Here is an 18,332-nt window from a genome sequence, read left to right as displayed (position 1 = left end):
CCAAGGATCATTCGACATGACCGGATTCCTCCGCACCATCGCGGCCGGTGCCGCTGCGGCGGGTGCCGCCATCCTGGGGCTGACCGCCCTGGCCGGCGCCGCCCAGGCACGCGATTTCGGCAACATCTATGCCACCTTCGGCGTCCACAACCCATCCTGGGTCAGCAATTGCCCCTGGAAGGGCTGCGTCGTCCCGCGCACCGCCGGCGAGCCGACCGACCCGCTGTATCCGGTCTTCTGGTCGACCAACTGGACCATGTACCGGGTCTTCAACAAATATGCGGAGAACCCGCCGCCCTATGACGGCAAGCCGCCGGCCGCCTTGAAGGAGGGCGAGGATTACGAGGTCTCCTACGGCTCGACCTACTATGACAGCACGATGGCCGGCCCGATGGGCAAAGGCGCGATGATGGAGCATTACGAAAAGCGCTGCCTGCCGATCTTTCCCGGCAGCAACCAGTTCACCTGCTCCTTCGTCTCGCTCGGCGACCGCGCCTTCTTCCTGACCTACGAGCAGGACCGGCCGGCAGGGATGCCACCCTGCTGCAGCTTCTCGCCGTTGAACCACCCGCCGCGCCGCGACTTCATCAAGCATCTGCCCTACAGCACCGGCGACAGCGCCCGGCTGGACTACCGGATCCAGGGCTACTCGATCTGGGTCGGCACCAACGGCGGCCCGGCGCAGACCGGCGTCAGCCCCGACCAGACCGCCAACGGCGGCATCATGTTCGGCTACGCTTTCAACGCCAAGGCGGTACCGGATACCGAAGGGCTGACCGACGAGCCCTACCGCTACCCGCCCAACGTCCCCCCGGCCAAGCCCGGCAAGCCGGTGCCGTCGGAAGGCGCCTCGGCCGAGCCCTACCGCAAGCCGCAATCCTTCTATTTCTCCGGCGTGCCGAAACAGGCGGCGGCGCTGCCCGACGCGCCGATCGTCAGCCAGAATTTCGCCAACTTCGCCCAAGTCCGTCCGGATCCGGCGAAGACCTGGGATCTGATCGGCAAGATGTGCGTCGGCGAGATCCCGAACTGCGAGCTGTTCAACCGTCCGGCCGAGAATCCGCCGGCCACCGCCGTGGTCAACGCGCCCCCGCCGGCGGGCGGGGCCGCCACGGCGGTCGAAACGGTCACGCCGGTTCCGGGAACCTGGGGCGGCATTCCGGTGAAGTGAATCGGGGGGAGGGTAGGGGCGTCATCGCCCCTGCCCCCGCCCCTGTCCTCGTCCCGGCCCTGCGCGGTCAGTCGAACAGGTGGGCCAGGATCAGCCCCTTGACCGCTTCCGCCGGGATCGGCCCGTCCGGCAGCAGGGCAGGGTCGGAGGAGATCAGCAGCGGTCCTGCCTCCGCCCGGTCGGTGGGGCGGCCGTGGGAGCCCTTCACCAGCCCGCCGTCCAGCGGGATCAGGTCCATCAGGGTGCGGAAGCCAAGCGCCTTGCGGGCCAGCCGCCAGCCGATGGCCAGCTTCGGCCAGCGGATCGCCGGGTCGATGAACAGCTCCGCCGGGTCGTAGCCGGGCTTGCGGAAGATCTCCACCGTGCGGGCGAAATCGGGGGCGCGGCCGTCGTCCAGCCAATAGGGATAGCTGAACCAGCGGTCGGCCCGGCTGACCGCCACCAGATCGCCGGAACGCGGATGGTCGATGCCGGCGGCGTGCTGGTCGGCGCGGTCCAGCACCCGCTCCACCCCGTCCAGCCCGGCGACGAGATCCCGCACCTCCGCCACCCGGTCGGGACGGGCGACATGGATGTGGGCGATCTGGTGATCGGCCACGGCGAAGGCCTCCGAAGCGCCGGGGTCGAGCAGTTCGCGACCCTGTTCGGTGCGCACCGCGATCAACCCGGCCTGGCGCAGGGCGCGGTTGATGGCGACCGGGCCGGCAACCTTCGTGATGCCGTATTCCGACAGCACGATCACCCGCATGCCCTCGCGTTCCGCCCGGTCGATCAGCGGGGCGCACAGCGCATCCACCGCGGCGACCTGGGCAGGAATGCGCGGGTCGTCGGGGCCCAAACGCTGGAGGTCGTAGTCCAGGTGGGGCAGATAGACCAGCGACAGGCTGGGACGCATCCGCCGTTCCACCTCCGCCGCGCAGTCGGCGATCCAGCGGCTGGAGACGATGTCGGCCGCCGGTCCCCAGAAGCGGAACAGCGGGAAGGGGCCGAGCCGCCGGATCAACTCGTCCCGCAATCCCGCCGGGCGGCTGTAAATGTCGGGCAGCTTGCGGCCGTCGGCGCAATAGACCGGGCGCGGGGTGACGCTGACGTCCGCTCCGGAATACATGTTGTACCACCAGAACAGCTTGGCCCCGGTGAAGGACGGGTCGCGCCGGCGTGCCTCGTCCCACAGGGTTTCGCCGGATACCAGGCGGTTGCTCTGCTTCCAGAACAGGATCTCCGACAGCTCGCGGTCGTACCAGCCGTTGGCGACGCAGCCATGGCCCGACGGCGTCCGTCCGGTCAGCATGGTGGCCTGGACGGTGCAGGTCACCGCCGGCAGCGGCGGCACCAGCGGCCGGACGCCGCGTGCGGCGAGCGTCGACAGGGCAGGGGCGTGGGGCAGCAGGTCGGCGGTCAGGCCGACCACGTTCAGGACCAGGGTCCGGTGGGTGATCGTCATGCCGAGCCGGGCATCGCCGGTTCGCGGATCGCCGATTCTGAAAGCGCCGCCTCGACCATGGGCTTCTGGCCGCGCAGCACCGTGTTGCCCTCGAACAGCAGGCGCTGGTCGACCGGCAGAGTCCGTTCCAGCTCATCCGGGTCGAGGCGGCCGCTTTGGGCGTAGAAGGCGATCGGGTTGCGCCAGACGATGGTTTCGATGGTGGCGGCGGGAATGCCGGCCTCCTCCATCGCCGCCACCGTCTTCGGCACCTTCAGCGGGTCGCTGATCCCCCAGTCGGCCGAGCTGTTGACCATGATCCGCTCGGCCCCATAGGCCTGGACCAGCCCGACCATCCGCGGCTCGTCCATCTTGCTGCCTGGATAGATGGTGTGGCCGGCCCAGCAGCCGCTGTCGAGGGTGATCGGCAGCGTTTCCTCGTTGTTGTGGTCGATCAGCACCCTGTGCGGCGGCACCCCGGCCTCGCGCAGCAGGTCGATGGTGCGCCGCGTGCCGGCCTTCTTGTCGCGGTGGGGGGTGTGGACCATGATCGGCAGGCCGTGGCGCATCGCCATTTCGACCTGGCGGGACAGGATGTCGTCCTCGGCCGGGGTCATGTCGTCATAGCCGATCTCGCCCACGGCGACGACGCCGTCCTTTTCCAGATAGAGGTCGACCAGGTCCAGCACCGGATCGACGAGGTCGGGATTGTTGGCCTCCTTGGGGTTGAGGCCCAGCGTGCAGTAATGGCGGATGCCGAACTGGCTGGCGCGGAAGCGCTCCCAGCCGACCAGCGACAGGAAGTAATCCTCGAAGCTGCCGGCATGGGTGCGCGGCTGGCCCAGCCAGAAAGCCGGTTCGGTCACCGCGACGATGCCGGCCCGCCGCATGGCGGCATAATCGTCGGTGGTACGCGAGGTCATGTGGATGTGCGGATCGAACAGCTTCATGGCGTGGGGATTCCGTCGAGGGAAGGGGCGTCGAGAAGAAGGTCGAGGTCGGCCGGCACCACGCGACCGGCGGCGCGGCGTTCGCTGCGGAAATCGCCGGCCATGCGGCGCAGGGCGGGGGTGGTCCGCTCCGCCAGTCCGACGATCCGGGCGAGCGGCATGCCGGTGAACACCGCCTTCAGCACCATCTGGTTGAAGACCGGCTCGGCCAGATGGGCCGCCGGGAAGCCGTTGTCGCCGGCGATCGCCTCGAACACCGGCTGTACGCTGGATCGGCAGGCGTCCGCGGCCAACGCCGTGAAGCGCGCCGGATCGGGCAGCAGCATCAGCGCCTGGAGGATCGTCGCCCTCTCCTCGGTGTCCGAGGTGCGGAAGGCCGAGGTCAGCCCGGCCGGCGCCTCCCCGCCCGCGGCCTCGACGGCGGCGGCGAGCAGGGCGGCGCGCAGCAGTCGCGGCCCGCTCCACAGCGCGGGCGTCGCGATGCCGAGCGCCATGAGGGCCGGCACCTCGTCGCCCCCCGGCGGCGGAGCGTCGCGGAGCCGGCGGCCGGCGGCGGCGAAGACGCGCATGAAGGCGGGGGTGCCCGGCAAGGGCGGCGACGCCAGCGCGGCGTCAAGCCACGCGGCGCAGCCGGGGTCGCGGGCGGCGATGAGGGCCGGGAGAAAAGCCATCGTTGCGCTGCGTTCTCTCGGTTGATGAAATGCATCGTCCTGCAATCATATACGCGAGAAACCAGGAGAGGGAAGTCGGAATTCCCGTGCGCAAGCCAAGTGTTTCACCCGGATCCCCAGGTCTCCGAAGGGGAGACCGCCGGAAGCCCGCGATGCTCAGACGATCGACAGCATCGCCGCCGCCGGCGCATCGATCGCGTCGGCGAGCGCGCGCAGGCCACGGGCGGCCTCGTCGCGGCTGCGCGGCATGCACAGGCCGATGCGCACCGCATGGGGCGCACTGGCGCGGCCGACGGCGAAGGCGTCGGCACCGGTGACGATCACCCCGCGGCGGCGGGCCTCGCCGATGAAATCCTCGCGGCGCCATGGCTCGGGCAGGACCAGCCACAGATGCTGGGCCGCCGGGTGGCCATAGACGGTTTCGGCGGGCAGGATGGAGCGGGCGAGCCGCTGGCGGGCCAGATCCTCCTCCCGCTGGGTGGCGACGATGCGGTCGGCGGTGCCGTCCTGGATCCAGCGCGCCGCCACCTCCGCCGGCAGGGCGGGGGCGGAATATTGCAGGGCGCGGATGGCGGTCTCGACACGGGTGCGCAGTTCCGGCGGGGCGACGACGAAGCCCAGCCGCAGCCCGGCGGCGAGGCTTTTCGACACGCTGGACACATAGAGGGTGATGTCGGGCGCCATGGTCTGAATCGGCACGGCATCGGGCACCATGAAGCCGAACACGTCGTCCTCGATCAGCATCACGCCATAGCGGCGGGCGATCTCGACGATCTCGTGCCGGCGGGCGGTGGGCATGACCACCGCCGTCGGATTCTGCAGGGTCGGCACCAGATAGACCGCCTTCGGCCCCAGCCGGCGGCAGGCGCTGTCGAAGGCGTCGGGCACCAGCCCGTGTTCGTCGATGGCGACTCCTTCCAGATGGTAGCCCTGGGTCGCCGCCAGCGCCTTGGTGCCGATGTTGGTCAGCCGTTCCGCCAGGATGACGTCGCCGGGACGGGCGATGGCGGCCAGCGATACGGCCAGCGCGTTCTGGGCGCCGGTGGTCAGCAGCACCGAATCGGCCGTCGCCTTCACCCGGTGCTGGCGTTCCAGCCAGGCGGCGGCGGCGGCGCGATGGTCGGGCAGGCCGGCATGCGGACCGTAACCGATCAGCCTCGCCGCGTGTCCGGAGGCGGCGATGGCGCTCAGCGTCTGGCCGAAGGTCTGCACGGCCACGGCATGCTCGGGATGGACCGTCGTCATGTTGACGATGGCGGGACCGGCTGAGATCTCGCCGGCCGGCGGCCAGCCGAGCGGCAGGGGCGTCGGCGGCGGACGCTGGCCCTGGACGAAGGTGCCGCGCCCGACCTCGCCACCGATCAGGCCACGCTTCTCCGCCTCGGTATAGGCGCGCGTCACCGTGCCCACCGTCACGCCGAGACGGAAGGCGAGGTCGCGGTGCGTCGGCAGCCGCGTGCCGACCGGCAGCGCTCCCTCTGCAATATCGTCGGCCAGTGCGTCGGCGATGAGGCGATAGAGCGGGCCGGGACGGCCCTCCAAGTTCGGGGTCCAATTTGTCATGGGGACAAATGTGGCATTGTCCCGACGCACTGGCAAGTTCCGCGCGATTGTCACCGTTGATGACTTTCGGTTGCCGGCACAATGTGCAACGTCCCTGCGCAAGTCCGTTACGCACGACCTTGTGTCAAATTGGCGGAACCGATAGCTTCGGTGTGGGGCGTGGCAGACAATCCGCCACCCATCGCAGTCCGGTACGGGGGACAATGCACACCATCGCGGTGGTCGACGACGATCCCATCACCCGCGAGACCCTGAAGGCCTACCTGGAAGGGGAGGGCTACCGGGTGATGCTGGCGCGGGACGGCGACCAGTTGTCGGCGCTGCTGGCGCGCGGGCGGGTCGACCTGCTGCTGCTGGACATCCGGCTGCCGGGCAAGGACGGTCTGTCGGTGACGCGGGACCTGCGCGCGGCCTCCAACATCGGCATCATCCTGATCACCGGACGGTCCGACCGGATGGACCGGCTGATCGGGCTGGAGCTGGGGGCCGACGACTACATCACCAAGCCGTTCGAACCGCGCGAGATTCTGGCCCGCACCCGCAGCCTGCTGCGCCGCATCGCCAAGCCGGCCCGGCCGGCCGGCGGCCGGGTCAAACGGTTCGACGGGTGGGAGCTGCATCTGGACAAGCGCCGGCTGCGCGACCCCGGCGGGGAGGACGCGCGCCTGACCTCCGCCGAATTCGAACTGCTCGCCGCTTTCGTCGACAATCCGGGACGGGTGCTGAGCCGGGACGATCTGCTCGACCTGACGCTGCGCGGCGATTCGGTGCCGTACGACCGCTCCATCGACCGGCTGGTCCGTCGCCTGCGCCGTGTGGTGGAACCGGATCCCGCCGATCCCACCCGCATCGTCACCGTGCATGGCATGGGGTACATGTTCCAGGGTGCCGTGGACTGATCGGCAGTCCCGGCCGGCATTCGTGGGCAATCAGGACTGCGGCGATCAGGACTGCGCCGGCGAGGCCCGGCGCTGCGGGCGGCCGACCGTGGCGTCCTCTTCCGGCTTGCCCGGCTTGCGGAAGGTGCTGAGTTCCGAGATGCGGTTGACGGTCAGCCCGTTCAGGCGGCAGCCGGCAACCTCCAGAATCTCGAATCCGGCTTTGCGGGGATAGCGGGCGGCGACCCGTTCGCGTGCCTCGCGGTCGTTGTCGGCGACCAGCAGGAAACGGCGGATTCCCATCCAGCCGCGATAGCCGCGCTGATCGGACAGGCTGACGCCGGAGGAGTGGAAACGGACCGCGATCTCCCAGAACCGGCCGGGACGCGGCTCATTGCGGTCGAAGACGAAATAGCGCTCCATGGCGGCAGACTTCTTCTGGTCCAATTCCACGATGGCGGCCTGCAGGTCGACCTCCGCTTTCTGGACCCGCTTTTCCATCTCCGCCTGGTGCTGTGCCAGTTGGGCATAGTCGGACGCGATGTCGGCGACCTCCCTGGTCACGTCCTCCACCTTTTCTTTCAGCTTGGACATGGCGACCCGCGTCAGGACCAGCTGACGGCGCCAGTAGCGGTTGGACAGGACGGTCAGCACCATCAAGCCCAGCGCGAAATACAGCATCATGCCGGTCATGCCGCCGTGGCCTCGATTTCCGGGTCGGGGGCGAGCGCCAGCGGAACCACCGGCGAGGAGATCAGGCCGTTGCGCTGGGAAAAGCTGGCCCGCACCGTGGCATGGGCCAGTTCGGCCGACGGGGCGGTGATGTGCGCGACGTTGCGGTATTCCCAGCTCTGGCGGGAGAAGACGATGTCCTTGCGATCCAGCTCGTTGAAGTTGGGCCCTGCCGCCAGCTGCGCCCAATAGACGTCGCCGTCACCATCCTGGTCCCCCAGTTCGTGAACCAGCTCGATCTTCGAATATTCCAGCGCCTTCAGTTCGGTCATCGCCTTCTGGCGCCGGCCGTTGAACTCGGTCAGGCGGGCCTGCAGCGTGGTCAGGTCGACGCGCTTGCGCTCCGTCTTCTGGCGCCATTCGGCGAGTGCCGCGCGCTTCTTGTCGTACTGGCGCTGGTTCATCGCTTCCCGTGTCTTTTCGGCGCTGACGCGGCCGACATCGACGACGATGGAAAGTCCGAGCGCGGCGGCGCTGGCGATCAGCAGCAGCATCCCCAGGAATTCGGTCGAAATGACCATTGGCCCTCCGCCAGCCGCACCGAATGCCCGTGCCGCCAATTGCCTGTACCGGCATGACGGCGCGTGGTGCCACGGTCGGCGAAGGGCAGGAATGCCCTCGCGGCGACCCGCCGCACGGGGGCGATCATACCATCGCGCTCCCGTGTCAGGGTTGTCATTTTTAGCCGAAATAAGGGTAAACCCACCTTTTTCAGAAGGGTTTATGACCGGGCGCCCGACAGGCCGGATAGGGCCGGCGCCCGGTCATAGTCCTGCCGGTCAGTCGGATTTGGCCGCCGGGTCGAAGGTCATGGCGACCCCGTTCATGCAATACCGCTTGCCCGTCGGCTGCGGCCCGTCGTCGAAGACATGGCCCAGATGCCCGTGGCAGGCCGCGCAATGCACCTCGGTGCGCGGGTAGGCCAGCTTATGGTCGGTGGAGGTCTCGACCGCTCCCGGCAGCGGTTCCCAGAAGCTGGGCCAGCCCGATCCGCTTTCATATTTGGTGTCGCTGGCGTACAGGGGCTGGCCGCAGCCGGCGCAGTGATAGACGCCCTGCCGCTTCTCGTCGTTGAGCGGGCTGGTCCCCGGGTATTCGGTCGCGTGCTCGCGCAGCACCTTGTACTGGTTGGGTGACAGGTCCCGCTTCCAATCCTGCTCGCTCCGGTCCGATTGAGTCCTATCCGATTCGGGCATGCCGCCGGTCTCCCATGCTGATGGTCGAGGTCGTGAGCCCACTATATTGGTCGGCGACCGGCTCCTCCCAAGCCGCGGCGGCGGCGATCACGCGGTCGTGACCGGCGAGTCGGCCTATGTCGGATCGAAAAAGCCCCTGCAACAAAAGATTATTGCCGATCCGACGAAGGTGCGACGGCTCATGCCTTCCGAAATTCAACCGGTTTCGGTAACATCCCGGCAGCCAACAGTCCGGGACAGCGTGTCCGGGACCGCAATGCCGGGGCAACGCGCGCCGCATGATGGATGAACGCTACCTCCGGGCGGTTCGCGACGCGCTGGTGCGGCACCAGCAATGGCTGCTGCGCGATCCGGCGGGGCGGGGGCGGCGTGCCAACCTCAGCTTCTACGATCTGGCCGGGCTCGGCCTCAACCGCGTCAACCTGTCGGGCGCCAAGCTGACCGGGGCCAGCCTCGCGCGGGCGCGGATGGCCGGTACCCTGCTGTCCAAGGCCGACCTCTACGGCGCCGACCTGTCGAAGGCCGACCTTACCGATGCGCAACTGCAGGGCGCCGACCTGCGCGGGGCCAGGGTCGACGGCGCCAGGCTGCAGAACGCCAACCTGCAGGGAGCCGACCTGCGGCGCGGCATGGTGCTGGACGGCGGCGAATTCCGCGCGGCCGGCAACAGCGACGGCAGCACCACCTTCGTCGGCTGCAGCCTGTCCAAGGCGGTCCTGACCGATTGCCGGATGGCGCAGTGCGACTTCAGCGGCAGCGACCTGTCCGGCGTCGATTTCAGCGGCAGCGACCTCAGCGGCGCCATCCTGATCGGGGCGGACCTGACCGGTGCGATCATGCGCAAGGCGACGCTGGACGGCGTGCTGATGTGCGGCGCCCGGCTGAACGACGAACTGCGCACGGCGCTGGAGCGGCATGGGATCGACGTCGACGGCACCGGACTGACCACCACCGCGGCCCGCATGAGCGAGTTGATCGCCGAGCACCAGAGCTGGGTCGACAAGCTGGGCAAGGGCGGGGAGCGCATCGAGTTGCAGCGGGTCGACCTGCGCGGCTACAATTTCGCCAACCAGCTGCTGTGCGGGGCGGTGATGCGGTTCTGCGGGCTGCGCGGGGCGGATTTCTCCGGCGCCAAGCTGATGATGGCGGATCTGTCCTACAGCGACCTGCGCGATGCCGACTTCACCAGCGCCGATTTGTCGGGCTGCAACCTGGAAGGCGCCAATCTGGCCGGAGCCAAGCTCTGGCGGGCCAAGTTCCGCAAGGTTGATCTCAGCGGCGACGGCAGCCGGCTGTGGCCGACCAGCTTCGCCAGGGCCCGGCTGAACGGCGCCGACCTGCGCGATGCCAGTCTCGCCGGCGTGGTGCTGCGCGGCACCGACCTGACGGCGATCAAGACCAGCTTCGCCACGCTGAAGGGCGCCGACCTGTCGGCCGCCCGCGGCTGGCAAGCTTCCGTGGCGCCGGCGTAACGGCGACCAGGCTTTCGGTTGAGCGGCCCGATCAGCTTCCGTCCGTCACCGGGATGCGGCCGGCGACGATGGCGCGGCGTGCGTCCTCCACCGCCTCCAGCATCGCCGGGGTCAGCAGAGTCCGGTTGTTCTCATCCAGCGCATAGTCGACGGCACCCTCCGCCAACCCGAGCGCCACGGTTCCGGCGTTCCACTTGCCTTGGCGGGCCGCCTCGAAGCTCGATTCCACCGCCAGATCGACCCGCTTCAGCATCGAGGTCAGGATGGAGCCGGGATAGAGATAGTTCTGATTGCTGTCGACGCCGATCGCCAGCCGTCGGGCCTCGCTGGCTGCGGCGAAGATGCCGAAATTCGACACGCCGGCTCCGGCGAACACCACGTCGGCCCCGCGCTGGAACTGGCTGCGCGCCACCTCCGCCCCGGCGGTGGGATCGTTGAAGGCGGCCGGCGTGGTGCCGACGAAATTCACCAGCACCTTGATGTCGCCGCGGGCATGGCGGGCGCCCTGTTCGAAGCCGGCGATGAATTTGCGGATCAGCGGGATGTCGAGCGCGCCGACGAAGCCGACGGTCCCGCTTTTCGATGCCAACGCCGCCAGCACGCCGACCAGAAAGGATCCCTCCTGCTCCTTGAAGGTCACGCAGCGGATATTCGGCCCTTCGGCCAATGCATCGACCAGGGTGAAGCGCACCGCCGGGTGGGCCGGCGCCAGGCGGGCCAGCGGCGTCGCATAGTAGAAGCCGATGGCGACCAGGTCGGTCACTCCGCGCCGCAGCAGCGATGCCGCGGCCTGATCGAACTGTGACGGGCTGGACGGCAGATATTCGGTGACCGGAATGCCGGTAGCCGCCTTGAACCGCTCCGCCCCGGCGAAGGCACCCTCGTTGAAGCTCTTGTCGAATTTCTGTCCTGCCGCATAGAGCAGTCCCGGCTGGATCGCCGCCGCCTGAGAGCGTTGCGGCCGCAGCGCCAGGATGGTCCCCGCGGCACCGAGGGACAGGATCGACCGGCGGGTGGGGTGCGGCATGGCGCGGCCTCTGGCTGGGTAAGACCATGGTCCGGATCTAATTTTAGCCATGCTTCCGTGGCTTGAACCAGAATTTTGTTGCGCCCAGGCCAATGGCCGCATTGAAGCCGTTGGAATCCTCGCACCGCACGGATCGTCGCGGTGTCCCGACGTCGCGTCATGCTCAGGGCTGCCATGCCGAGACAGGACTTTGCGTCGGACGGGAGACGGATCAGCTTAAAAGCTGCGGACTCCGTCCGGCCGATTCCCCCCTCCCCTCATATCCGGATTTTCTGATGCTCGCGCGCCTTGCCGCCGTCCGTTCCCGTTCGCCTGCCGAAAGCCCGTTCTTCATCGCGGCGCTCGGCGTGCTGATGTCGTTCGGGCCGATGGGCACCGACATGTATCTGCCCGGCATGCCGGCGATCGGCCGCGAACTGCATGCGGCGCAGGACGAGGTGCAATGGACCCTGTCGGCCTTCTTCCTGGGGTTCGGCGTCGGCCAGTTGCTGTGGGGGGCATTGAGCGACCGCTTCGGCCGGCGGATCCCGGTGGCGACCGGCATCCTGCTCTATGCCGTCGGCTGCGTCGGCTGTTCGCTGACCGTCGATGTCGGCCATCTGGCGGCCTGGCGGTTCGTGCAGGCGGTGGGGGCCTGCGCCGGGCCGGTGCTGGTCCGCGCCATGATCCGCGACGTGTTCGAGCGCGACCGCGCCGCCAGCGTGCTGTCGATGATGATGCTGGTGATGGGCGCCGCCCCGATCATCGCGCCGCTGATCGGCGGCCAGATCCTGATCTGGGCGAACTGGCGCTGGATCTTCGGGGCCCAGGCGGCCTTCGGCTTGATCGCCATGCTGGCGCTCGCCAGCCTGCCGGAAACCCATCCGGAGACGCGGCGGACCAGCCTGCGACCGATGGTGCTGGCGGAGTCCTACCGCAAGCTGCTGACCGACCGCCGTTACCTCGGCTATGCGCTGGGGTCGTCCTTCCTCTATGCGGGGATGTTCGCCTTCATCTCCGGCTCGCCCTTCGTCTATATCGAACTGTTCGGCGTGCGGCCGGAGAATTACGGCTTCCTGTTCGGGCTGAACATCGTCGGCATGATCATCGTCAACACGCTGAACAGCCGCGCGGTCATGCGCTTTGGTTCCGACGTCATGCTGCGGATCGGCGTCTGGCTGTCCGCCGCCAGCGGCATCCTGCTGGTCACCTGCGTCCTGGCCGGCTGGGGCGGGTTGTGGGGGTTGGTCGGCTGCCTGTTCCTGTTCATGTCGCTGACCGGCTTCTGCTTCGCCAACTCCATGGCCGGCGCGCTCCAGTCCTTCCCGCAGATGGCCGGTACGGCGTCGGCGCTCGCCGGCATGCTGCAGTTCAGCAGCGGCGCGGTGTCGGGCTGGATGGTCGGCCTGATGGCGGACGGCACCGCCCTGCCGATGGCGGGGGTGATCGGGGGAGGTGCCCTGGTCGGCTTGGCGCTGAACCTGTGGCTGGTCCGCCCGGTCCGCCGCCGCCGGCTGCCGGCCGGCTGATAAAGCAAGAATATAGTGTGGTTTGGATGGCTTGTCTGATTGGGCTCGGCGTGAATTGAATTCCGCCGCCGGGCGCACTAGGCTTGTGCGGCAAAAGGAGGCTCTTCATGCCGCAGAACCCGCCGTCCAGGCAGCGTTTCGATCTCACCCAACCGATTGCCCACCCGGTCACACGACGTGATGTTCTGGTGGGGGCCGCAGCCCTTGGCGTCGCCGCCGCCACCGCATCCTTGCCGCTGCCGGCCTTCGCCGCGACGAGCCTGCGCGTCGGTTACATCCCGATCATTCCGATGACCCAGCTCTACGTGATCACGGGCGAGGGCTGGACCAGGGATGCCGGCCTCAGTCTGCAGACCACCAGCTTCCAGTCGGGACCGGCGATGATCCAGGCGCTCGCGTCGGGCACGCTGGATGTCGCCTATGTCGGCATCGGCCCGGCGCTGATCGCCCGGTCGAAGGGCGTGAAGCTGAAGGTGGTCGCCGCCAACGTCATCGATCAGGTGGCGCTGATCGGTCGCGGTCCGCTGGCGAAGGCGATGACCGGTGCCGCCACCCCGGCCGAGGGCATCAAGGCCTTCCGCGCCGCCAACGGCCGGCGGCCCAAGATCGGCTCGCTGCCGGCCGGCTCGGTGCCGGACATCGTGCTGCGCTATTGGATGGCGGAGGTCGCCCATATCGCCTCCGACGACATCGAAATCGTCGGCATGGGCGAGCAGCCCCTGCAGCAGGCGCTGCTGACCGGGGCCATCGACGGCGCTTCGATCCTGGAACCGATCCTGACGCTGGTGCAGTCGCGGCTGCAGGATGCCGCGATCATCGCCAAGGCCGGCAGCATGTTTCCCAAGCAGCCGGGCGCCGTGCTGGCGGTGACCGAGGAGGCCATCGCCAGCAACCGCGATGCCGTCGCCGCCCTGGTCAAGCTGCATGTCCGTGCGACCGCCTTCACCAAATCCAATCCGGACCGCACGGCGGAACTGGTGACCGAGATCATCGGCAAGGGGCTGGTGGAGCGCGACGTGATGCGGGCGGCGCTGACTTCCGACGCGACGACCTTCGTCGACGACCCGCGGGTGATCCTCGACTCCACCAAGCGGATGCAGGCCTTCCAGCAATCGCTGGACCAGATCACCGAGCCGGTGGATGTCGACGCGCTGTTCGACTTCTCGTTCCATGACGCGGCGACCCGGAAATGACGACGATCACCTCTCCCCTGCGGCTGGTCATCCATGCCCCGACCCCCGGCGCACTGGAGCGGGCGCGGAACAATGCCCGCAACCTGCTGAAGATCCGCCCCGATGCCGAGGTGCGCATCGTGGTCAATGCGGCTGCCGTCGCGGCGGCTCTCGACGGCCCGGATGCGGAAACCGACCGGCTTCTGCGCGTGTGCGGCAACACGCTGGCGAAGACCGGCCGGACCGCCGACGGGCTGACGGTGGTCGCCGCCGGCGTCCTCGACATCGCCGAGGCGCAGGCGGAAGGCTGGGGCTACATGCGGGCGTGAGCCGGCGTCAGCCTATGCCCCAGCCGCCGGTGTCGGGGAAGGGCGCGGCCGGCGGCGGGACTGCGGCAGCATGGTCGGCGACGATGCCGCGCGGCAGGGCGGGTGCGCCGGGCGGGGTAGGGCGCAGGCGGGTCGGCCTGACCCACCAGCCGGGCGCCGCCGCCGCGATGGCTTGGGCCGCGGACTCCGCCGCCGCCGCGGTGGCGTAGAGGCCGAAGCAGGTGGCGCCGCTGCCGGACAGGCGGGACAGCAGGCAGCCGGCACTGCGCTCCAGTGCCGCCAGCACGTCGGCGATCATCGGCGCCACCGTCAGGGCGGGGGCGGTCAGGTCGTTGGTCCGCTCGATCAGCAATGCCGCGAGGCCGGCGGCATCGGCCGGCCCGCGGGTGAAGCGGGCAGGGGTGGAGAAGGCGCCGCCGCCGGCGGCCCGTGCGGCGGCCATCGCCTTGAACACCGCGGGGGTCGGCACCGGCAGGTTCGGGTTGACCAGGACCACATGGGTTTCCGGCAGTTCCGGCGCCTCGTCCAGCACATCGCCGATTCCGCCGAAATAGCAGCTGCGCCCCGCGACGCAGACCGGCACGTCGGCACCCAAGCCGGCGGCCACCGCGAACAGCGCCGGGTCATCGGCCGGCACCCGCCACAGCCGGGCGAGCGCCCGCAGGCAGGCGGCGGCGTCGGCCGATCCGCCGCCGATCCCCGAGGCGACCGGCAGCGCCTTGGTCAATGCGATCATCACGTCCGCCTGCCGGCCGAGCCGGGCGGCCAGCGCATGCGCCGCGCGCATCACCAGGTTGTTCGCCGGGTTCTCGGTCATCAGGGCTGGGCCGAAGGGGCCGGCGATGGCCAGGCGTGGGCCGGCCGGCGGCAAATCGGCCCCGCGCAGCGTCACCCGCGCGACACCCGGCGTCAGGGCGAGGCCGTCGCCGAACTCGGTGAAGGCGACGAGGCTGTCCAACTCGTGATAGCCATCGGCGCGCCGGCCGGTGACATGCAGGTAGAGATTCAGCTTGGCCGGGGCGGCCTCGACGATGGAAGTGCCGGTCATAAGATCCAATCCGCTGGCGCGCGCGACGACGTCCCCTGTGTCGCACCCTTTCGTCCGCAGCGGCAAGGGGGCGGTTAGAGCTGCGCCAGCAGATCCTTCAGCAGGGTCTCGCCCATCGGCCAGGGACCGTGGCCGCTGGCGCCGTTGATGTGGCCAACCTCGCCGGCATCGATGAAGTCGGCGCCCCACAGCGCGGCGAAGCCGCAGGCGCGGGCGGCGGTGCAGTAGGGATCGTTGCGGCTGCCGACCACCACGGCGGGGAAGGGCAGGGGATCGGTCGGCACCGGGGCGAAGCGCTGCGCCTCGACCGGCACGAGGTCCGGCGCCTCGACGTCGGGCGGGGCGACCAGCAGGGCGGTGGCGACCTTGCCGGCCGAATCGGTGGCCACCGCCCAGCGGGCGACCAGGATGCAGGCCAAGCTGTGCGCGACCAGCACGACCGGGCCGGGGGCCTCGCGCACCGCCTGATCGAGCCGCGCCACCCACAGGTCCGGTTCCGGTGCGTCCCAATTGCCGAGATCGACGCGGGACAGTGCCGGCAGCCGGCCTTCCAGCCAGGTCTGCCAATGATCGGGACCGGAGTTGCCAAGGCCGGGAAGCACCAGAACGGTCGGCTGGGTCATTCTTTTCAACTCATTGTTCTTGGGCGATGCGCAGAGGTGTTCCCTCGGGACCGATCAGGTCCGCGGATAAGGCTGCTGGCAATCCACGGAGTCGCCGCCGGCGATCGTGGTGCGGGTGCTGGCGCTTCGGGCGGCAGGCGCCGCGCCGCCCGGCAGCGGCACGATCAGGCGGCGCTTGACCGGCTGCTGGGCCGCCCGGCGCGATACGCCGGCGAAGATCTGCTTCGATGCCTCGATCATCGTCACCCCGGCGAAGGCCTTGAACCAGCGGCCGCCGACCTCTTCCCAGGCCGGCGCCGTCTTCTGCAGGAAATGCGAGCGCAGCGGCGGCATGAACAGGGCGTGGCGGGTGCGCTCGGGCACGAACATGGTGTCGCGCAGCACCTGCTTCAGTTGCGAGGCGGAGTAGGGGAAGCCATGGCCGAACGGCGTCCAGTCGGCACGCGCCCACAGGCCGCGGCGGTTCGGCACCACCGCCAGCACCCGGCCGCCGCCGGCCAGCACGCGCCAGATCTCGCGCATCATCGGCCGCAGCTGTTCGGTGCCCTCCAGTCCGTGGACGAGAAGCACGCGGTCGATGGTGTTGTCGCCGAAGGGCAGGTCGGCCTCGTCGCCCAGCGCCACCATGCCGGGCCCTTCCGCCGGCCAGAAGCTGACGCCCTGGCTGGCCGGCATCACCGCCACCACCCGGTCCGCCTCGCCCATGAAGGGGCGCAGGTAAGGCGTGGTGTAGCCGACGCCCAGCACGATCTGGTCGCGCACGTCGGGCCAGATGGTGCGGATGCGCCGCCGGATCATGCGCTGGGCCGTCCGCCCCAATCCGGACTCGTAGAACTCCCTCAGATCGACGATATCTGTGTACATGGTATCCCAACCGTAACACGGGTTTCGTATCGCAACAGCAGGGAGTCCGCTGCCGTGGAGGTCATTCTCGTTCCGGCTTTCGCCGACAACTATATCTATGTGCTGCGCGACGCGGCATCCGGCAAGGTCGGCGTGGTCGATCCCGGCGAGGCCGCCCCGGTGCAGGCCGAGTTGGAGCGGCGCGGCTGGTCCTTGACCCACATCTTCCTGACCCACCATCATGACGACCACATCGGCGGCGCCGCGGAGCTGAAGGCCCGCCATCGCGCCAGCGTGGTCGGCGCCCGTGCCGACGCCCACCGCATCCCCGGCCTGGACGTGGCGCTCGGTGACGGCGACCGCACGGTCTTCGGCGAGCAGACCGCCCGCGTCTTCGCCGTCCCCGGCCACACCAGCGGCCACATCGCCTTCTGGTTCGAGGCGGCCGAGACGCTGTTCAGCGGCGACACCCTGTTCTCGCTGGGCTGCGGCCGGCTGTTCGAGGGCACGCCGGCGCAGATGTGGGAGTCGCTGCAGAGCCTGCGCGCGCTGACCGACCAGACCCGCGTCTATTGCGGGCACGAATACACCCAGTCCAACGGCCGCTTCGCCCTGACCGTCGATCCGGCCAACGCAGCGCTGCACCGGCGGATGGAGGAGGTCGCGGCGCTTCGCGAGCGCAACCAGCCGACGATCCCCACCACCGTCGGGATGGAGCGCCGCACCAACCCCTTCCTGCGCGCCGATGATCCCGGCGTCCAGGCCGCCATCGGCATGGCCGGCGCGCCGGCGGTCGAGGTCTTCGCCGAATTGCGTCGGCGCAAGGACCATTTCCGCGGGTAAGGGTTGCCGGCCGGGTGGTGGACCGGCAACCCTTACCCACGTCAGTGTCTTGTCGACTGGTCAAAAGCCGAAGGAATGTTCATGCTGAAGCTACGCTGGAGCCCCACCTCGCCCTATGTTCGCAAGGTGATGGTGATGCTGATCGAACGCGGGCTGGAAGACCGGGTGGAGCGGGTGGCGACCGATCCCTGGTCCGCCGACACCGATCTGCCGACGGACAACCCGCTGGGCAAGGTGCCGGCCCTGACGCTGGAGGACGGCACCACCCTGTTCGACAGCCCGGTGATCGTCGAATATCTCGATTCGCTGGGCGACCGGGCGCCGCTGCTTCCGCCGGCCGGCCCGGCCCGCTGGACGGCGCTGCGGTTGCAGGCCGTCGCCGACGGCATCTGCGACGCCGCCATCCTGCGCCGGCTGGAATCCATGCGGCCCGACGGCGAGAAATCCGCCAACTGGATGGAGCGCCAGCGCAAGGCGGTCGCCCGCTCGCTCGACCTTCTGGAGGCGGAGGCGGCGTCGCTGGAGGGGGAAGCCACCATCGGCGGCCTGTCGGTGCTGGTGGCGCTCGGCTACCTCGACTTCCGCTTCGGTCACGAAGATTGGCGGGAGGGCCGGCCGAGGCTTTCCGCTTGGTTCGCAAAGGCGTCCCAACGCGAGAGCCTGCAGCGGACGGCGCCGCCGGTGTAACGCCGTCCGCGAGGCCGATGCCCTGCAGTGACGACGCCCAGTAAAGCGGCGCCCGGCATGGTCGGGCGCCGTTTTTGACTTCTCCGCGGTTTACCTTCGATTCACCATAACTGCCCGGTTGCCGGCTCCTGACCACGGCCCGGAGAGGTGATTTCCCGCGCGCAGCATTCTTTCGATTGTGCGTCGCGAAAACTTC

Annotated in this window: 19 protein-coding genes; 8 read left to right on the top strand and 11 right to left on the bottom strand. The window is 69.2% G+C overall.

The features are described from left to right. Positions 1-16 precede the first annotated feature (16 nt). Positions 17-1,171, top strand: a complete 1,155-nt coding sequence (locus tag JHL17_RS19500; protein WP_200195571.1) for a hypothetical protein — start codon at positions 17-19, stop codon at positions 1,169-1,171. Between the two features lie 67 nt (positions 1,172-1,238). Here the strand turns inward: JHL17_RS19500 and JHL17_RS19495 are convergent, their stop codons facing one another. From JHL17_RS19495 to JHL17_RS19480, 4 genes are all read right to left on the bottom strand, one after another. Beyond that, the gene (locus JHL17_RS19495; RefSeq protein WP_200195569.1) at positions 1,239-2,615 is read right to left on the bottom strand and encodes an alkaline phosphatase family protein; all 1,377 of its coding nucleotides are present in this window, start codon (positions 2,613-2,615) and stop codon (positions 1,239-1,241) included. Then, complete coding sequence (locus JHL17_RS19490; RefSeq protein WP_200195567.1) at positions 2,612-3,544, bottom strand: TatD family hydrolase; 933 nt, start codon at positions 3,542-3,544, stop codon at positions 2,612-2,614. Before JHL17_RS19490 ends, JHL17_RS19495 begins: the two co-directional genes overlap by 4 nt. After that, entirely contained in the window at positions 3,541-4,215 is a 675-nt protein-coding gene (locus tag JHL17_RS19485) for an EboA domain-containing protein (protein ID WP_200195565.1), read from the bottom strand. Before JHL17_RS19485 ends, JHL17_RS19490 begins: the two co-directional genes overlap by 4 nt. 156 nt (positions 4,216-4,371) lie before the next feature. Beyond that, positions 4,372-5,757, bottom strand: a complete 1,386-nt coding sequence (locus tag JHL17_RS19480) for an aminotransferase-like domain-containing protein (protein WP_247893664.1) — start codon at positions 5,755-5,757, stop codon at positions 4,372-4,374. 224 nt (positions 5,758-5,981) lie between these two features. Between JHL17_RS19480 and JHL17_RS19475 the strand changes: the two genes are divergently transcribed. Further along, on the top strand, positions 5,982-6,677 hold the full coding sequence (locus JHL17_RS19475) for a response regulator (RefSeq protein ID WP_200195561.1): 696 nt from the start codon (positions 5,982-5,984) through the stop codon (positions 6,675-6,677). 45 nt (positions 6,678-6,722) lie between these two features. Here JHL17_RS19475 and JHL17_RS19470 read toward each other — a convergent pair whose 3' ends face one another. The 3 genes from JHL17_RS19470 to msrB all read right to left on the bottom strand — a co-directional run bounded on the left by JHL17_RS19470 (position 6,723) and on the right by msrB (position 8,584). Beyond that, positions 6,723-7,349 carry a hypothetical protein gene (locus JHL17_RS19470; RefSeq protein WP_200195559.1) on the bottom strand — a complete coding sequence of 209 codons (627 nt, stop codon included), beginning with the start codon at positions 7,347-7,349 and terminating at the stop codon, positions 6,723-6,725. Next, positions 7,346-7,909, bottom strand: a complete 564-nt coding sequence (locus JHL17_RS19465; protein ID WP_200195557.1) for a hypothetical protein — start codon at positions 7,907-7,909, stop codon at positions 7,346-7,348. Before JHL17_RS19465 ends, JHL17_RS19470 begins: the two co-directional genes overlap by 4 nt. A gap of 258 nt (positions 7,910-8,167) precedes the next feature. Continuing rightward, a complete protein-coding gene (msrB, locus tag JHL17_RS19460; protein WP_200195555.1) occupies positions 8,168-8,584 on the bottom strand; it encodes a peptide-methionine (R)-S-oxide reductase MsrB in 417 nt (138 codons plus the stop codon). Between the two features lie 278 nt (positions 8,585-8,862). On the opposite strand from msrB, the gene JHL17_RS19455 reads away from it, so the two are divergent. Beyond that, on the top strand, positions 8,863-10,056 hold the full coding sequence (locus JHL17_RS19455) for a pentapeptide repeat-containing protein (protein ID WP_200195553.1): 1,194 nt from the start codon (positions 8,863-8,865) through the stop codon (positions 10,054-10,056). A gap of 31 nt (positions 10,057-10,087) precedes the next feature. On the opposite strand, the gene JHL17_RS19450 is transcribed toward JHL17_RS19455, so the two are convergent. Beyond that, a complete protein-coding gene (locus JHL17_RS19450; RefSeq protein ID WP_200195551.1) occupies positions 10,088-11,083 on the bottom strand; it encodes a BMP family lipoprotein in 996 nt (331 codons plus the stop codon). A 275-nt stretch (positions 11,084-11,358) separates the two neighbouring features. On the opposite strand from JHL17_RS19450, the gene JHL17_RS19445 reads away from it, so the two are divergent. From JHL17_RS19445 to JHL17_RS19435, 3 genes are all read left to right on the top strand, one after another. Then, positions 11,359-12,591 (top strand): Bcr/CflA family multidrug efflux MFS transporter, encoded by a 1,233-nt coding sequence (locus tag JHL17_RS19445; protein WP_200195549.1) that lies wholly within the window; start codon positions 11,359-11,361, stop codon positions 12,589-12,591. A gap of 107 nt (positions 12,592-12,698) precedes the next feature. Beyond that, positions 12,699-13,784: an ABC transporter substrate-binding protein gene (locus JHL17_RS19440; RefSeq protein WP_200195547.1), complete on the top strand. Its 1,086-nt coding sequence runs from the start codon at positions 12,699-12,701 to the stop codon at positions 13,782-13,784. Continuing rightward, positions 13,781-14,092: a DsrE family protein gene (locus JHL17_RS19435; RefSeq protein WP_200195545.1), complete on the top strand. Its 312-nt coding sequence runs from the start codon at positions 13,781-13,783 to the stop codon at positions 14,090-14,092. The genes JHL17_RS19440 and JHL17_RS19435 overlap by 4 nt, the downstream gene beginning before the upstream one ends. Positions 14,093-14,099: 7 nt before the next feature. Here the strand turns inward: JHL17_RS19435 and JHL17_RS19430 are convergent, their stop codons facing one another. The 3 genes from JHL17_RS19430 to JHL17_RS19420 all read right to left on the bottom strand — a co-directional run bounded on the left by JHL17_RS19430 (position 14,100) and on the right by JHL17_RS19420 (position 16,627). After that, a complete protein-coding gene (locus tag JHL17_RS19430; RefSeq protein ID WP_200195543.1) occupies positions 14,100-15,140 on the bottom strand; it encodes a 4-(cytidine 5'-diphospho)-2-C-methyl-D-erythritol kinase in 1,041 nt (346 codons plus the stop codon). A 74-nt stretch (positions 15,141-15,214) separates the two neighbouring features. Further along, a complete protein-coding gene (locus tag JHL17_RS19425) occupies positions 15,215-15,763 on the bottom strand; it encodes an RBBP9/YdeN family alpha/beta hydrolase (protein ID WP_200195541.1) in 549 nt (182 codons plus the stop codon). Positions 15,764-15,817: 54 nt separating this feature from the next. Continuing rightward, on the bottom strand, positions 15,818-16,627 hold the full coding sequence (locus JHL17_RS19420; RefSeq protein ID WP_200195539.1) for a methyltransferase domain-containing protein: 810 nt from the start codon (positions 16,625-16,627) through the stop codon (positions 15,818-15,820). A gap of 54 nt (positions 16,628-16,681) precedes the next feature. On the opposite strand from JHL17_RS19420, the gene gloB reads away from it, so the two are divergent. Both gloB and JHL17_RS19410 read left to right on the top strand, forming a co-directional pair. Continuing rightward, positions 16,682-17,449, top strand: a complete 768-nt coding sequence (gene gloB, locus JHL17_RS19415; RefSeq protein WP_200195537.1) for a hydroxyacylglutathione hydrolase — start codon at positions 16,682-16,684, stop codon at positions 17,447-17,449. An 81-nt stretch (positions 17,450-17,530) separates the two neighbouring features. Then, the gene (locus JHL17_RS19410) at positions 17,531-18,136 is read left to right on the top strand and encodes a glutathione S-transferase N-terminal domain-containing protein (protein ID WP_200195535.1); all 606 of its coding nucleotides are present in this window, start codon (positions 17,531-17,533) and stop codon (positions 18,134-18,136) included. The last annotated feature ends 196 nt before the right edge of the window (positions 18,137-18,332 follow it).

The organism is Azospirillum endophyticum (genome assembly GCF_016595245.1).
In the GTDB taxonomy this organism is placed as follows: Bacteria; Pseudomonadota; Alphaproteobacteria; order Azospirillales; family Azospirillaceae; genus Azospirillum; species Azospirillum endophyticum.
Note: the sequence above shows the minus strand (reverse complement) of the source record. Positions and strands in the feature narration are given on the sequence as shown.

Coding starts and splice junctions, on each gene's coding strand:
- msrB (WP_200195555.1), bottom strand. CDS start 8,584: ATGCCCGAATCGGATAGGACTCAATCGGACCGGAGCGAGCAGGATTGG.
- JHL17_RS19430 (WP_200195543.1), bottom strand. CDS start 15,140: ATGACCGGCACTTCCATCGTCGAGGCCGCCCCGGCCAAGCTGAATCTC.
- JHL17_RS19500 (WP_200195571.1), top strand. CDS start 17: ATGACCGGATTCCTCCGCACCATCGCGGCCGGTGCCGCTGCGGCGGGT.
- JHL17_RS19495 (WP_200195569.1), bottom strand. CDS start 2,615: ATGACGATCACCCACCGGACCCTGGTCCTGAACGTGGTCGGCCTGACC.
- JHL17_RS19450 (WP_200195551.1), bottom strand. CDS start 11,083: ATGCCGCACCCCACCCGCCGGTCGATCCTGTCCCTCGGTGCCGCGGGG.
- JHL17_RS19410 (WP_200195535.1), top strand. CDS start 17,531: ATGCTGAAGCTACGCTGGAGCCCCACCTCGCCCTATGTTCGCAAGGTG.
- JHL17_RS19490 (WP_200195567.1), bottom strand. CDS start 3,544: ATGAAGCTGTTCGATCCGCACATCCACATGACCTCGCGTACCACCGAC.
- JHL17_RS19465 (WP_200195557.1), bottom strand. CDS start 7,909: ATGGTCATTTCGACCGAATTCCTGGGGATGCTGCTGCTGATCGCCAGC.
- JHL17_RS19485 (WP_200195565.1), bottom strand. CDS start 4,215: ATGGCTTTTCTCCCGGCCCTCATCGCCGCCCGCGACCCCGGCTGCGCC.
- JHL17_RS19470 (WP_200195559.1), bottom strand. CDS start 7,349: ATGACCGGCATGATGCTGTATTTCGCGCTGGGCTTGATGGTGCTGACC.
- JHL17_RS19435 (WP_200195545.1), top strand. CDS start 13,781: ATGACGACGATCACCTCTCCCCTGCGGCTGGTCATCCATGCCCCGACC.
- JHL17_RS19445 (WP_200195549.1), top strand. CDS start 11,359: ATGCTCGCGCGCCTTGCCGCCGTCCGTTCCCGTTCGCCTGCCGAAAGC.
- JHL17_RS19425 (WP_200195541.1), bottom strand. CDS start 15,763: ATGACCCAGCCGACCGTTCTGGTGCTTCCCGGCCTTGGCAACTCCGGT.
- JHL17_RS19455 (WP_200195553.1), top strand. CDS start 8,863: ATGATGGATGAACGCTACCTCCGGGCGGTTCGCGACGCGCTGGTGCGG.
- JHL17_RS19420 (WP_200195539.1), bottom strand. CDS start 16,627: ATGTACACAGATATCGTCGATCTGAGGGAGTTCTACGAGTCCGGATTG.
- JHL17_RS19475 (WP_200195561.1), top strand. CDS start 5,982: ATGCACACCATCGCGGTGGTCGACGACGATCCCATCACCCGCGAGACC.
- JHL17_RS19440 (WP_200195547.1), top strand. CDS start 12,699: ATGCCGCAGAACCCGCCGTCCAGGCAGCGTTTCGATCTCACCCAACCG.